Annotated in this window: 14 protein-coding genes; 3 read left to right on the forward strand and 11 right to left on the reverse strand. The window is 52.9% G+C overall.

Features of this window, described 5'->3' with window-relative positions; all coding sequences use genetic code 11:
• Positions 1-116: 116 nt before the first annotated feature.
• From NTX59_13370 to NTX59_13420, 11 genes are all read right to left on the reverse strand, one after another.
• Positions 117-1241 carry a glycosyltransferase gene (locus tag NTX59_13370; protein ID MCX5786665.1) on the reverse strand — a complete coding sequence of 375 codons (1125 nt, stop codon included), beginning with the start codon at positions 1239-1241 and terminating at the stop codon, positions 117-119.
• A 235-nt stretch (positions 1242-1476) separates the two neighbouring features.
• Positions 1477-2064 (reverse strand): hypothetical protein, encoded by a 588-nt coding sequence (locus NTX59_13375; protein ID MCX5786666.1) that lies wholly within the window; start codon positions 2062-2064, stop codon positions 1477-1479.
• 59 nt (positions 2065-2123) lie between these two features.
• A complete protein-coding gene (locus NTX59_13380; GenBank protein ID MCX5786667.1) occupies positions 2124-2654 on the reverse strand; it encodes a hypothetical protein in 531 nt (176 codons plus the stop codon).
• A 147-nt stretch (positions 2655-2801) separates the two neighbouring features.
• A complete protein-coding gene (locus NTX59_13385; GenBank protein MCX5786668.1) occupies positions 2802-3878 on the reverse strand; it encodes a dipeptide epimerase in 1077 nt (358 codons plus the stop codon).
• A gap of 264 nt (positions 3879-4142) precedes the next feature.
• The gene (locus tag NTX59_13390) at positions 4143-5402 is read right to left on the reverse strand and encodes an alpha-amylase family glycosyl hydrolase (GenBank protein MCX5786669.1); all 1260 of its coding nucleotides are present in this window, start codon (positions 5400-5402) and stop codon (positions 4143-4145) included.
• Between the two features lie 198 nt (positions 5403-5600).
• A complete protein-coding gene (locus tag NTX59_13395) occupies positions 5601-6785 on the reverse strand; it encodes a hypothetical protein (GenBank protein ID MCX5786670.1) in 1185 nt (394 codons plus the stop codon).
• Between the two features lie 7 nt (positions 6786-6792).
• Positions 6793-7422, reverse strand: coding sequence for a UvrB/UvrC motif-containing protein (locus NTX59_13400; protein ID MCX5786671.1), 630 nt, complete (start codon positions 7420-7422; stop codon positions 6793-6795).
• Complete coding sequence (locus NTX59_13405) at positions 7422-8090, reverse strand: ABC transporter ATP-binding protein (protein MCX5786672.1); 669 nt, start codon at positions 8088-8090, stop codon at positions 7422-7424. Before NTX59_13405 ends, NTX59_13400 begins: the two co-directional genes overlap by 1 nt.
• An 80-nt stretch (positions 8091-8170) precedes the next feature.
• Positions 8171-9394: an ABC transporter permease gene (locus NTX59_13410; protein ID MCX5786673.1), complete on the reverse strand. Its 1224-nt coding sequence runs from the start codon at positions 9392-9394 to the stop codon at positions 8171-8173.
• A gap of 58 nt (positions 9395-9452) precedes the next feature.
• A complete protein-coding gene (lysS, locus tag NTX59_13415; GenBank protein MCX5786674.1) occupies positions 9453-10961 on the reverse strand; it encodes a lysine--tRNA ligase in 1509 nt (502 codons plus the stop codon).
• Between the two features lie 24 nt (positions 10962-10985).
• Positions 10986-11390: a response regulator gene (locus tag NTX59_13420; protein MCX5786675.1), complete on the reverse strand. Its 405-nt coding sequence runs from the start codon at positions 11388-11390 to the stop codon at positions 10986-10988.
• A gap of 245 nt (positions 11391-11635) precedes the next feature.
• Between NTX59_13420 and NTX59_13425 the strand changes: the two genes are divergently transcribed.
• The 3 genes from NTX59_13425 to NTX59_13435 all read left to right on the forward strand — a co-directional run bounded on the left by NTX59_13425 (position 11636) and on the right by NTX59_13435 (position 13943).
• Complete coding sequence (locus tag NTX59_13425; protein MCX5786676.1) at positions 11636-12091, forward strand: nucleoside-diphosphate kinase; 456 nt, start codon at positions 11636-11638, stop codon at positions 12089-12091.
• An 81-nt stretch (positions 12092-12172) separates the two neighbouring features.
• On the forward strand, positions 12173-13054 hold the full coding sequence (locus tag NTX59_13430; protein MCX5786677.1) for an alpha/beta fold hydrolase: 882 nt from the start codon (positions 12173-12175) through the stop codon (positions 13052-13054).
• Positions 13044-13943, forward strand: coding sequence for an N-acetylmuramic acid 6-phosphate etherase (locus tag NTX59_13435; protein ID MCX5786678.1), 900 nt, complete (start codon positions 13044-13046; stop codon positions 13941-13943). The genes NTX59_13430 and NTX59_13435 overlap by 11 nt, the downstream gene beginning before the upstream one ends.
• The last annotated feature ends 57 nt before the right edge of the window (positions 13944-14000 follow it).

Here is a 14000-nt window from a genome sequence, read left to right on the forward strand (position 1 = left end):
TAACTCACAGACAGCCCCAAAAAAGCCGGAAGACGCCTTCATACGGCGCGCTATATAAAACTATATTATTAAAATTATACTAATTTTAGGAAACCGGTTAGCCCAGAAAACCGGTTTTATCGCGAGCCCTTTAGGAGTTCCCGGTAATAGGCCAGTGTACGCGCGCCCATTATTTCAACGGTAAATTTTTCCCGCACCAGCGCGACGGAGTTTTTGGAAAGTTCGGCGCGCAGCGCTTCGTTTTTAAGCAGAGTTTCCAGCCGGTCGGCAAGGGCGCCGGCGTCGCCGGGAGGGAAGAGCAGACCGGTAACTCCGTCCTTTACTATTTCAGAATTCCCGGAAATATCACTGGCGGCGGCCGGAACTCCCATGGCCAGCGACTCCCTTATGCTGCCGCTCAGCGCTTCGCCTTTCACAGCCGCGTTCACGCTTACCGAAGCGACAGAAAGCAGACGCTCCACATCGTTCCGCTGGCCAAGAAAGCGGGCTTTTTCCGGCGGCAGCCCTTCAAGGGTGAAAAGCGCCTTAAGCTCAGGGGAATCCGTGTCGCGGCCCGCAAAAACAAGTATAAAATCCAGTCCCCTGGAGTAAAGCGTTTTGGCGGCTTTCAGCAATACATGCTGGCCCTTGTGGGCACTGAAGTTGCCTACCAATATTATAACCGGCAGACCTGGCGGCAGGCACAGTTCTTCCGTTATGGCAGGCGCCGGCGGCTGTGGAAAAAAGAGGGCGGTGTCGGTGCCGCTGTAAATGGTACGCACACGATTTTCGGGCAGGCCATAGGCCGTAAGCAGGCCGCGTACCGATTCGGCCACAGCTATAAAACCGTCTATCAGGCTGCTTTTGTACTTTAGTTTGGCAAAGAAAGTGGTGATAATGGGGTGAGAAACCCTTCGCGTTACCAGGAAGACCGGTTTATGCCGCGCCCGAAGTTTTGCTATAAGGGCCATGGCATGGGCCTTGGGGTGATGAGCATGCAGGATATCCGGCTGCCTCTCATTTATCAGGCGGGCGAGCGCAAAAGCGGTTATAAGGTCATAGTCGCGGCAGGGCTTAAAATGGACCACTTCAAAACCTTCCGCGGCGGCCTTTCGTCCGAGGTCACCGTCAGGGGGACAGGCAAAAATATTAAGCTGCCCGGCTTTGCGCAGTTGGCGCGCCAGGAAAAGGGCCTGAGCGGCGCCGCCGGTCCAGCCGGAACTCTCCGTTATATGCAGTATTTTTAATTTATGAGCGCTCATTTTCAGTTTGACATGAAAAGGTCCAATGCACGCGGTAATTATAGTAAATAAGCCGCACCGCGGAAAAAAACCGGCAAAAGACTTTCAGTCCCCAAGAACCCTTATATAAACGAAAAACCCGCTTTTGGCGGGTTTTCGCTTCCCCTTTTTCGGGGAGTTCACATGTGGCGGTCCCTTTTGAGGTTAACAGCCATACATAGTATGGCAGATACTGTTTGACTTGTCAAGGGGTAAACTATAACCAAGCACTGACTACGAACATCAACCCTAAATTATCGGCCGAATCAAGGTTAAAACCACCGCCTTTCATATTAAAAACGTGCTGCCAGCGCGCTTCCAACGAGGCCCTTGAGCCGAACCAGAACGGATAGCGCACCCCCCCGCCAAGCAATATGCCGGGACTGGCGCCGGAAGCCGAGGCGCAGGAAACCCCGGCGATTTTAAATGAATTTTGCGTCCACTGATAAAATCCTGCGCCGACAAAGCTGTAATAGGAATGCCCGCCCTTCAGATACGAAGCCCTCAGATAAGCCACAAGCGAGAATATTTTTATGTTCAGGTCAGGTATTTTTTTGTTCTTATGGCCCGTGGACATTGAACTGTCAAGACCATAGCTCAACAAATCATCCAGCGGTTTTTCAAGCGACACTTTAAAAGCCGGGGCAGACCTGAAACCGGCGTTTTTATCTCCCCAACGCCCTCCGAACGGGATATCGGAGCCGTAACCTGCGGACAAGCTGTAATCCGACGCCGAAGCGGGAGCCCCGGCGCATGCAGCCGCAAGGCAAAGCAGAAACGATAAAAAGACATATTTAACAGTCATCGAAAAAAGGACCGGGCTGCCGGCGGGCCGGAGACAGAATTAAGTTTGATTTCCAGCCGTTATTTTTTATCTGTTTTTTTGATATTCTTTACCAATTCAGGGTGGTCTTTCCTGAACTGATTCATTTCTTTCTTTTGAATGTCCTTCAGGAACTTCACGGCTTCTTTATATCCCTTTTTTTTCGTTTCCACGGCTTTGTGAATTTCCTTACTGGAAGAGGCCTTCATCTGTTCCTTCAGCTGCCTGAGTTCTTCCTGCTGTTTTTTCTTCAGTTCGGCCATAGCCTGGCCCTGCTTCATTTTCATCTCCTCAATGCTGGCGGGCGCGGCAGGCTTTACAGCGACTTCGGGGACGGCGGCTTTTACATGAGCCGCCACAGTGCCCAACTCCGGAACGCCTGGATCGGCCTGAAGCAGATTGGGTTGGAGTTCAGCGGGAGCGGAGACGTCTTTTTGCTCCTGCTTAGGCTCGGGGCGTGCGGGGGCGGCACCGGCCGGCGGCACACCGGAAACAGGCAGGACCGGGGGATTCTGAGCGCAAACGCCGGCGCTTAAAAACCCAAGAACCATCAACAATACCGTCTTTTTCATTTTATTCTCCTTGAAAACAACCTGGCTGAACGTTAGAAAGGCTATTAGACTGAAGGAAGAATAGGCTGAAGGCAAAGCAGACTGAAAACTTCAACCTTCAATATAAACGCCTCTCTTTCTAACAGCCTTCAGTCTAAACAACCTGATTTATTTAGGAACGACCCCCGTGCCTGCCCTGATTTTATCAAGGTTATAAACCCCGTCGCGCGAAATAAATCCGGCCCCTCGCATGCCGCTGTCTTTTATAAAAAACGGCGTATCCAGATCTATAAAGTCAAACCCGCCAAGCCCGCCGGCGAACTGCGCGGCTACTCCGGAGGCGAGTTCGGTTTCAAGCATTTCGCCCATCATCAGCTTTACGCCTTTTGCTCTGGCCAGCGTCCAGACCTCACGCGCCTTGAGGAAGCCGAATTTGGTAAGTTTTATATTTACCGCCGTAACCGCTTTAGCGGCGAGCAGGCGAAAAACTTCATTAACGGAATAAGCGCTTTCGTCGGCGCACACGGGCATTTTAAGTTTCTTTGAAAGCCAGGAGAGGCCCTCAAGATCATTTTTAGCCACCGGCTGTTCAAAGACCGCCGGCACAATGCCTTTTTTCCCGAGAGCCGCAATGAATTTCTGCGCCTCAGCCGCCGTATAGGCGCAGTTGGCGTCAAGGTAAATATCGCAGCCGGGCGCGGATTTATTCACCGCTTCAAGCCGCCGCATATCCTCATCAAAGTCAATCCCCACTTTTATCTTGAAAATTTTAAAGCCCGCGCGGCGCATTTTCAGCGTGAAGTCACGGGCCTCGGCCGCGCCGCCTATCACCACGGTAATGTCGGTTTTAAGGCGGGCCTTGGCGCCGCCAAAAAAGCGCCAGAGGGAAATATCCAGCCTGCGGCAGGCCAGATCGAGCAGAGCTGTCTGCACCGCCGCCAAAGCCGCGCGGCGGGAATCCAGTATTTCCTCAAGAGCGCAGAAAAGCTTTAAATAATCAGCCGAATCTTTGCCCTCAAGATACTTTGCGGCCATATTCAGGCCTTTACGCGTGCTCTCAAGGGTTTCGCCGGTAATATGGCTTGCCACCGCGGCTTCCCCCCAGCCGGTAAAGCCGTCTTTTGACTTGACGGAAAAAAGCGCGTTTTCAAGACTTTTATGGCTGCCGCTTGAAATGGTAAAGGGAGTAAACAGATCCGCCCGCAGGACGCGTTCGGCACAGCCGGTTATAAGCGAGGTTTTCATATCAGTTAAGGCTCCAGTTCTTCTTGTACTGCCGTTGAAATATATTTAAATATATAAGACGGGGCAAAAGCAAGGCGGCGGATTTCCGCAGTTTCTTTCGGCTTGAAATAACGCCTGTCAGTCTGCTAAACGAAAAACCCGCTCGTCGCGGGTTTTCGCTTCCCCCATAAGGCAGGGGGACTTGCCATTTGGCGGACAGCCTTAGGCTGACGGCCAAAAGAAGTGTAGCACATGAATCTTGACTTGTCAAGGGGGCACGGACCGCTAATTTTTATACCACACCATGTAGTCATTGCCCTGCGCGGTCAATGTCCAGCCGGGGCCGGGATCCCAGCTCTGCCCGCCAAGCTTGACCGCCAGCTTATTGTCTATTACAGCAGCATAGAGATTCTGCGAAGCCTGTATGATGCTTACGCTGCTTGAAGAATTTATTCCCAGGGATTTTCTTATTTTGGCAAGCCTTGTTATTTCGTCTTTCAGTCCCCAGTCAAAAAAATGAGACCAGAAGATGCACGGGACGCCGGGATGGGTCAAAATATAAGCGTAGCCCTGCATTACCTTGTCGGAAGGGAAGGGCCAGGACTTGGAAGAACTCGCATTGAGCGTGGTATCATGGTTGTCCACGAAAGTCACGGCGTTGTCCGGCCACCAGCCGATAAGGCCGGACGGGCGGCCGCTTGCGTCTTTCAGCCGCCAGTATTCGCCGGAAGCGACGGCCTGCTGAAGTATGCCCTTGGTCGTAAAATCAAATACTTTTATTTCGCCGTTGACCGAATCCATCCAGCTGGCTAAAGCCTGCCTGTGAGTATCGGTATTGTTAAGGTCAAGGTCGTCCCATATTTCGGCCACGGCAAAAACCGGTTTTGTGGCCCTGTTGTACATAAGCATGTATTTGGAATCGTAGCCGCGGGCAAAATCGTAGCGCCAGCCGTCGTAGCCGACGGAAGTTCTCAGCCAGGTCATCCATGCGGTTATATCCTTCTGCACGGCAGCGTTGGTATGATCCAGGTCACGCGCGAAAGGCACTCCCTTGCCGGTATCCGGCGCACCCCTGCCCTTCCCCCACTCGTCATCGGAGCAAACCGATTCCGGACCCCACGCCGGGTCGGTGAAGTCGGCCCAGCCCTTGGTTCCCACACGGTGGTTGATAACGATGTCGGCTATAACCCGCACCCCTTTGGCGCGCAAAGCGGTTATGGCCGAGGCAAGTTCGACCGAAGAACCGTATTTGGAGTCCTGTATATAAAGCCTTCTGGGCAGATAGCCCTCGTCGCTGGCCGAGTCTGAGGAAGGCGGCAGCCAAACCAGGTTTATTCCCGCCCGGGACATATCGCCGGCCCTGCTCTCTACCGTGTTCCACCAGGGAGAGGTTTTCCATGAAGTCCAGTTAAAACCCTGAAGCATGATGGTGGAATCAAATCTTGGGACCGATGAGCCGGGGTTATGAACGGAAGCACAAAAAACTCTGCCGCCTGAAAGAGGCAGCAGTAATAGCACGGTGGCCAGCAGTTTTTTCACTTTCATAACCCTATATACATTTCTATCACATATAAAGATTTTGTCAAGGGCCAATTGGGCAGGGGGTAGGGACTCGAGACTAGGGGTTAGCGGTTGGCGGTTAGGGAAGGAGTTTCTTACACTAACCGCTAGCGGCTAGCGGAGAGGGCGAGGAGTAAAGAACTCCTTCCCTAAACCCCTAACCTCCAGCCCCTATACCCTGCTTTATGCTAATTTTTTTCTCAGGTAATCAGCCCGCAAGGCGTCGCGTTCTGACGGGGAAAGCTGCCCGCCCCGCACTTTGGCCGATCCCATCGCGGAAAAAGTGCGGGATTTTCCGCTTGCAAGCTGCACATGGGCCGGCTGCATTAAAAGCGTCAGCTGGTTAAGCGTGTTGAAATCAAGGCCAAGCCCCGCACTTTTGGTTCCCAGACCATCGTCAATAGCCGCAGTCTCGCCGCTAACCGGCCGCTTTTTATCCCAAAAGGGCGGGGTAAACCTGCAGCCCATGGCAAGCCCCAGTCGCACCAAAGAAACATGCCGCATAAATTCCTGATAGGACATGAGCCTCGCATTCTTCAGCATACCATAGGCGCGGTAAACAGCATCCTCCGTTTTCAACCTGTCCCCGCCCTTAAGAAGGGTTTCTCTGGCGGATATCTCCCTGCTTATGAGGTTTTTTATTGCGCGGTCCAGGCTTCTGCAGAACTCTTCCTCGCTCTTTCCCAGGCAGACGGCGTTTGAGATCTGGTAGAAATCACCCAGAATATAGGTGCCCTCGCCGTAAATGCCTCTTGCGGTAACGCCAAGACTGGAAAGGCTTTCAAGAGTTTCGGGTATGTATCCAAGGCGGGAAAGCGCGGGCAAATGGGCAAGACACGACACCCTGAGTCCTGTCCCCGCATTTGCGGGGCTGGCGGTAAGGCAGCCGAATTTATCGCTGCAGGCGTAAGGCAAAATCCTGCCGAGCGAACTTTCAAGTTTTTCCGCCGCGGCGAAAGCTTCTTCTATTGCAAGGCCGGCGACGATGCTTTGCACGCGCAGATGATCTTCTTCATTTACCATCACGGAAAGGCTTTCGTCGCCGCTGATCACAACGCCCGCGGGCCGGATCATGGCGGACAGGGCATGCGAAATATGGTGGCGTTCCGCCAGAATTTGTTTTTCGAATGGAGAAAGCGTTTCGGTTTTAAGGTAACATGACCCCGGAAAAAAACCGCAGGCTTTTACAGCCTTGAACGCCAGGTCACGCGCGGAAAGCAGGGAGGAGGCGTGGGCGCGGTGCGGAAACGGAAAACCGGAAAAGTTGCGCGCGAAGCGCACCCGGGTTGAAAATATCATTTCCGGGCAGCTGCCGCGCGAATTCGCCCAGTTAACGGCAGACCCGAAAGAGTCGGTTATTTCCGGCATTTATTCGCTATCCTAATTTCTTTATCTGGTCGCGCAGCCGGGCGGCTGTTTCAAAATCTTCCCTGTCAACGGCCGCTTTGAGCTCGGCGTTAAGCCCTTTAAGCCGGCGCGCGGTTTGTGCTTTGCGTTCCCGCTTCCCCGTTGCCGCACTGTCGCATTTTTCAAAGCTCTTTGCAGCCCGCGTCGCATAAACCTTTCCGGTATGCAGGCAGGAACCGTACGCGCGGGTAAGAAGCTCGCTTAACTGCGCGTCGAAGCTCACGTAGCACACGGAGCAGCCGAGTTTGCCCGTTTCCTTGAACTCTCTGTAGGTTAAAGCGCAGGCAGGACAATGCAGGGCCTTTTTCCCCGCCGGCAGGAATTCCTTGAAACAGCCGTTTATGCCGCCTAATATATCCGGTATGTTCAAGGAACCGCTTTCATAGCCGGCGGGTACCGCCCCGCCCTTTTGGCCCGGAAAGCTGGGCTTATCACCCGACCTGTAATCTCCCACGCCGGTAGATTGTTCCAAAAGAGCGGGGCCCGCCCCTTTTTTGGCGGCGCATACGGCGCACAAATGGGCGTCGGTAACCTTGTTGTTTACCGCCATTTTAAGAAAAACAACGGCCTCGCGCCGGCCGCAATCCATGCAAAGCATTATGTTACGGCCTCAAGCCTGCCTCCTGAAAGATGGAAAACCCGGTCGGCGTAGGAAGCTGCGTCTTCGTTATGGGTCACCATAAGCACAGAAGCCCCGATAGAGTTGGCTTTTTTTAGATCGTCCAGAACTATTTTCGCGTTATGCCTGTCCAGATTGCCGGTGGGCTCGTCGGCTATCAGCAGGCCGGGATTGTTTACGAGGGCCCTTAAAATAGCCGCGCGCTGTTTTTCTCCGCCTGAGATCTCCATAGGAAATTTGTGCGCCAGCGCCTCAAGCCCGAAGCGCCGCAAAAGTCCGACTGCACGCGAGGTATCCCCGCGCCCGGCAATCCTTAGGGGCATGTCAATGTTTTCAAGCACCGTGAATTCCGGCAGGAGCGAGTCGAACTGAAACACGAAACCTATGTTTTTCAGCCGAAGAACCGCTTTTTCGCTTTCGCTCAAAAGCTCGAGCTTGCGGCCATAAAGGCGTATTTCCCCGCTATATGAATCGTCAAGCAAGCCTATCAGATTGAGAAATGTGGATTTGCCGGAACCGGAAGGACCAAGGAGCACGATAAATTCCCCCTTACGGGCAAAGAAATTTATCTCTTCAAGTACCTGTACCTGCTCGTGCCCCTGCACATAAGCCTTGCTCAGACCGGTTATTTCTACGATTTTATCCATAGTTAAACGGCAGAGAATAGTGGCGAGAGATTAGCGGTACTCCTTCCCCAACCTCCAGCCGCTAGCCTCTATCCTCTGCCCTACCCATACCGTATGGCATCCACGGGGCTGATCTTTGAGGCCCGAAGCGCCGGATAAACGGCGCTGAGCATACAGAGCGCGTAGCTGATAAAAACCGTGCCGAGCACATCGCGCAGTTTTATTTCCACCGGCACCCGGCTGATATAGTAAATGTCTGAAGGCAGTTCAACTACCGGATAGCGTCCGATGAACAGCGAGAGCGCGAGTCCCAAAAGCACGCCGAGGCTTATACCGCTTATGGCTATAAGGTTGCCCTCCCAGAAAAAAACGCGCCGTATGAACCCGGGGCCGGCCCCTATCGAGCGCAGTATGCCTATATCGCGCAGTTTTTCCACGCTCATCATCAGCAGATTTGAGGCAATATTAAAAGTGGCCACCAGAATTATAAGCGCGAGCACCAGAGACATCATAAATTTCTCAAGTTTCAGGGCCGCAAAAAGCGTCTGGTTCATGTCGGCGTAGGTTTTCACCGTATACTGAAAACCGAGGCTTTTTTTAAGCGCGGCGGCCACCCGCCCCGAAAGTTCTATATCGTCCAGCTTCAGGCCCATGCCGTTCGCGCCGCCGTCAAGATTAAAAAAGTCTCCCGCATCTTTAATCCCGCAATAGGCCATGGTATTGTCAAACTCATAGTAACCGGTGTGAAGAAGACCCGCCACTTTGAACTTGCGCATTTTCGGGAAAATGCCTATGGAGGTGGCTACGGATTTCGGCGACACAAGAATAACCTCGTCTCCCAGCCACACGCCTATGTTCTTTGCCAGTTCTTCGCCGAGTATGATGGCGGGAACCATGGAGCCGGTTTCTTTCAACGCGTTCCAGGAGCCGGTTTTAAGCGAAGCCTTAAGGTTGTTTATTTTAAACTCGCCCTCGGGGTCAAGCCCTTTCACCACCACGCCGGTGGAGCGGTTATCAAAGGTAAGTATCCCCTGCCCAAGCACGAAAGGGGAAAAGGCGGTCACATGGCCCTGTTCGGAAAGCGCCGAGGTCAGGCGCGCGCGGTCCTGGGTCCGCATGGGACCGTAAATTATGATATGCGCCTGGGCGTCAACTATTTTTTTCTTGATGTCGGACTGGAAACCGTTCATTACGGAGAGGGTGGTAATAAGAGCCGCTACCCCCACGGTAACTCCGGCCACGCCTATAAGCGTGGTTACCATGGAAAACAGGCCTTTTCTCTTGGCTTTCAGATACCGGTAGGCGATAAAGAATTCTGCGGACATAATTATACGGCAGCGGCTAGAGGAGAGCGTATAGCGTAGAGAGCAGTTTCCCCCCTTCTTACAGGTCCGGGGCCTTGTACTTTGCGGCTTCGGGTTTCAGCAGCGGGAACAAAATCACTTCCCTTATGGAAGGCTTGCCGGCAAAAAGCATGGTAAGGCGGTCAATGCCTATGCCGATGCCGCCCATCGGAGGCATACCGTACTCCATGGCCTCAATAAAATCCTTATCAAGAATGTCCGCCTCGCCGTTATTTTCCTCTTCGCGCTGGCGGAGCTGCTCCTCAAGGCGGCTTTTCTGATCCTCGGGGTCGTTCAACTCGGAGTAGGCGTTCGCTATTTCCTCTTTCCCGGCAAAAAACTCAAAGCGTTCCACTATGGATTCATCTCCGGTCTTACATTTGGCCAGCGGAGTTATGGCCGTGGGATAATCCATAACGAAAGTGGGCTGATCCAGTTCCGACAGTATCTTCTCGTCCATGATCCGTTCAAAGATCTTGGCGGGCGGGGTGTCGGCCGCGGATTCTATGTGAAGTTTGGCCGCCAGTTTTTTCAGGTTTTCCTTGTTAAAGGACTTGCCCTTCAGCACTTCGTGTATGTTCTCTCCTGTTTTTTTCAGCCATTCGCCGGGCAGGGACAGACGTTTGAACGGAGGCTTCAGGTTTACCGTCATCCCGTTGTAGTCAACAGTGTCCGCGCCTATGATAAGCGAGCATTTTTTAAAGATCGTTTCCACCAGTTCGGCCATGCCGTTGTAGTCGGAATAGGCCTTATAGGCTTCCAGCGTGGTAAATTCCGGATTATGGCGGGTGTCCACGCCCTCATTGCGGAACACGCGGCCTATTTCGTATGCGCCGTCAAAACCGCCGATGATAAGTTTCTTAAGCGGCAGTTCCGTGGCGATGCGCATGTAAAGTTCATATTTATACGCGTTGTGAAAGGTTATAAAGGGCCGCGCCGACGCGCCGCCGGCCTGGGCGCAAAGCACCGGAGTTTCAACCTCAAGGTAGCCGTCCGCGTCAAGCACGCCGCGGATGGCGGATACCACCTGCGCGCGCCGCACAAAAATAGTACGCGCTTCCTCGTTGGAAATAAGGTCAAGGTAACGCTCGCGGTAGCGGGCTTCCGGATCCGTCAGGCCGTGAAATTTCTCAGGCAGCGGGCGCACGGATTTTGAAAGCACCGTAAGTTTTTCCGCGTTCACGGTCAATTCCCCCGTATGGGTCAGAAAAAGTTTTCCCTCCACCCCCAGAAAATCCCCCACGTGCATCTGCTTCTTAAAAAGTTCATAAGCCGCTTCACCCACGGCGTCCTTTTTAACGTAAATCTGCATCTTGCCGGTGCCATCCTTAAGGTGGGCGAAAGTGGCCTTGCCCATCACGCGCATAAGCACTATGCGTCCCGCTATTATAACGCTTGTATCGGCCGGGGCCTGGCGGGCCCTGTCAATTTTATGCGTCAGCCGGAACCTGTGGGGGAACGGATCTATACCCTGCTCCCGTATGGTTTTTATTTTGGCGTAATTATTGGCGATTATGTCGTTTATCCCGGAGTTTGGGGTGATGTTCATTTTCTAGCCTATGGCTGTGCCGTATCAAGGGCTATGCCCATCAGACGGCTTTGATGCGATGGCGTCCTTTACGATTTTTACCAGGTTTTTGGGTTCGAACGGCTTTTCCACGAAAGCGAAAATATTGGAGGACAGCTCAAAGAGGTCTTTCATCTGCCCCTTGGCGGTCAATATAATTATGGGTATGTGGCTAAGCTCGTTAATTTCCTGGAGTTTTCCCTGCAGGGTATAGCCGTCCATTTCAGGCATCATGATGTCAAGTATCAGGACGTCGGGAATAATTTTCTTGGCGGCGTCAAGGGAGGTAAGCAGGTTAAAGGCCTCAAGGCCGTTATACGCCTCATGCACTTCCAGCTGCTCCCGCTCCATAAGCACCTTGATCAGATACACCACATCTTTCTCGTCATCCACTACCATTACTTTAGCCATAAATCCCCTGTAAACCGCGAAAAACCGTCGAAAGACAAAACCGCGGATTTTCCGGCGCCTGGCGGCACTTTGCCTGCCAGAGGCGGGGCCGGACCGAATTCATTATTATAGTATATAATTTCTCGCAGTTAAAAATCCCGCTCCGGAGCGGGACCGGAGAGAAGAAAAACCGGCGCAAAAAATGTAAAATGGATATGCAGCCTGAAACTGCGGCTGGAAACATAATCATTTCCTGGAGATTCAAAATGGCACTTGAAAAAACCCTTATCCTTATCAAACCTGACGGCATTAAACGGCGGCTGACCGGCCTGGCCATTGACCGGCTTGAAAACGCGGGCTTTGAGCTTGTGGGCGCGAAAGCGGTAAGCGTCACTGAAGATTTGGCCAGAAAACATTATGACGCCCTCAAAGACAAACCGTTCTTTGAAAACCTTATAAAATATATACGCGGAGAGTTTCACGGTATTTCAAAAAACCGCATTATCGCTTTGGTTTACAGAGGCGAGAACGCAATAAAAGGGGTGCGCGCCGTGGTGGGGGCCACAAATCCCGAGGAGGCCGCACCCGGTTCCATAAGGGGCTCGTTTGGAAGGATAAGTTCAAAAGGACAGTTTGAAAATGTAGTCCATGCCTCAGGCGATGCTGAAGACGCCAGGCGTGAAGTGGCCCTCTGGTTTAAGCCTGACGAAATAATTGAGTAAAGAAGGCCATAGGCCATACGCCGTAAGCCATAAGTTTAAAGGTGTTCCTTAAAAAGCTTATGGCAGTAATTCTCTTTCGATATGAAACTTAAACTTTTATTCCCGTTTGTTTTTTTCTTCAGCGCCCCACTTTTCGCACAGCAAGCCGGCCGGGAACGCGTCGAGGAGCGCGTAACGCTTGAAACGGACGACGGCTGGAAACTGAATGCCCGCTACCTGAGAGCCGCGCAGAGCGCGCCCACCCTTGTACTGCTGCACACTCAAAAAAGCGACCTGACGGAATGGAACCTTTGGTTCCCCTACCTTAAAAAATACGGCTACGGCTACCTGGCGCCTGACCTGCGCGGGCATGGTTTCAGCTTTATTATGCCCAACGGCTCCACAGCCACCTACAGATCCTTCGCTATAAGCGGCCCCGACAACGAATTCAATAAAATGACCAGGGATGTGGAAGCGGCCGTGGCGTATCTGTCAACGAACTCCGTAACCTCCGACAGGATAGTTCTGGCGGGTTCCGTGCTGGGCGCGAACCTGGCCATAAAAACAGCCGCCATACATCAGGATATCGCCATGGTTATAGCCATTTCTCCTGCGCTCAATATAAACGACGTGCTGTCAATAAACCCGCTCAGGGCCTACGGTAAAAGGCCGATCCTGCTTGTGGCCGGCGCCGACCGGGCCAGGCAATACAAGGAATTCCAGCTTATAAATGATATAGCGAAATCGGCCTGCGGAAAAGAAAATGTAAGCGTGCTGGTTGAAGCAAAAGGCATAGGGCCGGAATTGATCACAAAATACAACATTAAAAGGGTTCTGGACTGGCTTAAAAATCCGCGCCTGCCGGAGATAATTCAGCTGTCAACCGGCGCCGTGCAGGACGCCGCGCCCAAGGCCTTATCGGACGATGGAAACGACCGGACCGAAGAAGAGCAGGCCGCCTACAAGGATGGCAATGGAGAATAAATTCTTAAAATATTCAAAGCTCCCCACCGAACAGGTAAACCCGCGCACGGCCGACCTTGACCGGCTGCCGCTCCGGCGGGTGCTTGAGAAGCTGAACCGCGAAGACTCCCTTATTCCGAAGGCGGTCAAAAAAGCCATACCGCAGATAGAGAAAGCGGCGCGGGCCGTATCGCGGGCGTATCTCTCCGGCAACAAAATATTCTTTATCGGCGCCGGAACCAGCGGCCGGCTGGGAGTGCTTGAAGCGGCGGAACTCCCCCCCACTTACGGCGTAGACTCGGCAATCTTTACGGCGCTTATGGCCGGGGGCGACAAGGCCGTGTTCCACTCAAAGGAAGGAGCCGAAGATGTTTTTGACGACGGACGGCGCGAAATTTACAAACTCGCCCGCAAAGGAGATGTTGTTATAGGCATAGCCGCAAGCGGCATAACGCCGTATGTGCGCGGAGGGCTTGTCGCAGGCAAAAAGAAGGGCGCGGTAACAGCGCTTATTACCTGCAACCCCGGTGAAAAATCCAGGGAAACCGACGTGGTAGTGGCGCTTGACGTGGGGCCTGAACCGATTTCCGGTTCCACCCGCATGAAGTCGGGCACGGCCACCAAGCTTGCGCTGAACATGATTTCCACTTCTGCCATGGTAATTTCAGGCAAGGTTTACCGCAACTGGATGGTGGATGTAAAAACCACTTCGCACAAGCTCGTATTGCGCGCGGAGCGCATTGCCGCCACCCTGGGAGAAGTGCAGCAGGAAGAAGCGCGGCGCCTGCTTACTATCACCGGCAACGAAGTTAAGACGGCCATCGTAATGGCTCGCCGCGGGATAAGCCTGGAAAAAGCCCGCACCCTCATAAAAAAGCATAAAGGCTTCCTAAAAGCCATCCTTGGCTAAGGCAGATGCATAGCAGTTTAGATGCATAGCAGCTTAGAAGTTGAAATTCTTTGAAAT

The organism is Elusimicrobiota bacterium (assembly GCA_026388155.1).
GTDB lineage: Bacteria > Elusimicrobiota > Elusimicrobia > Elusimicrobiales > UBA9959 > UBA9634.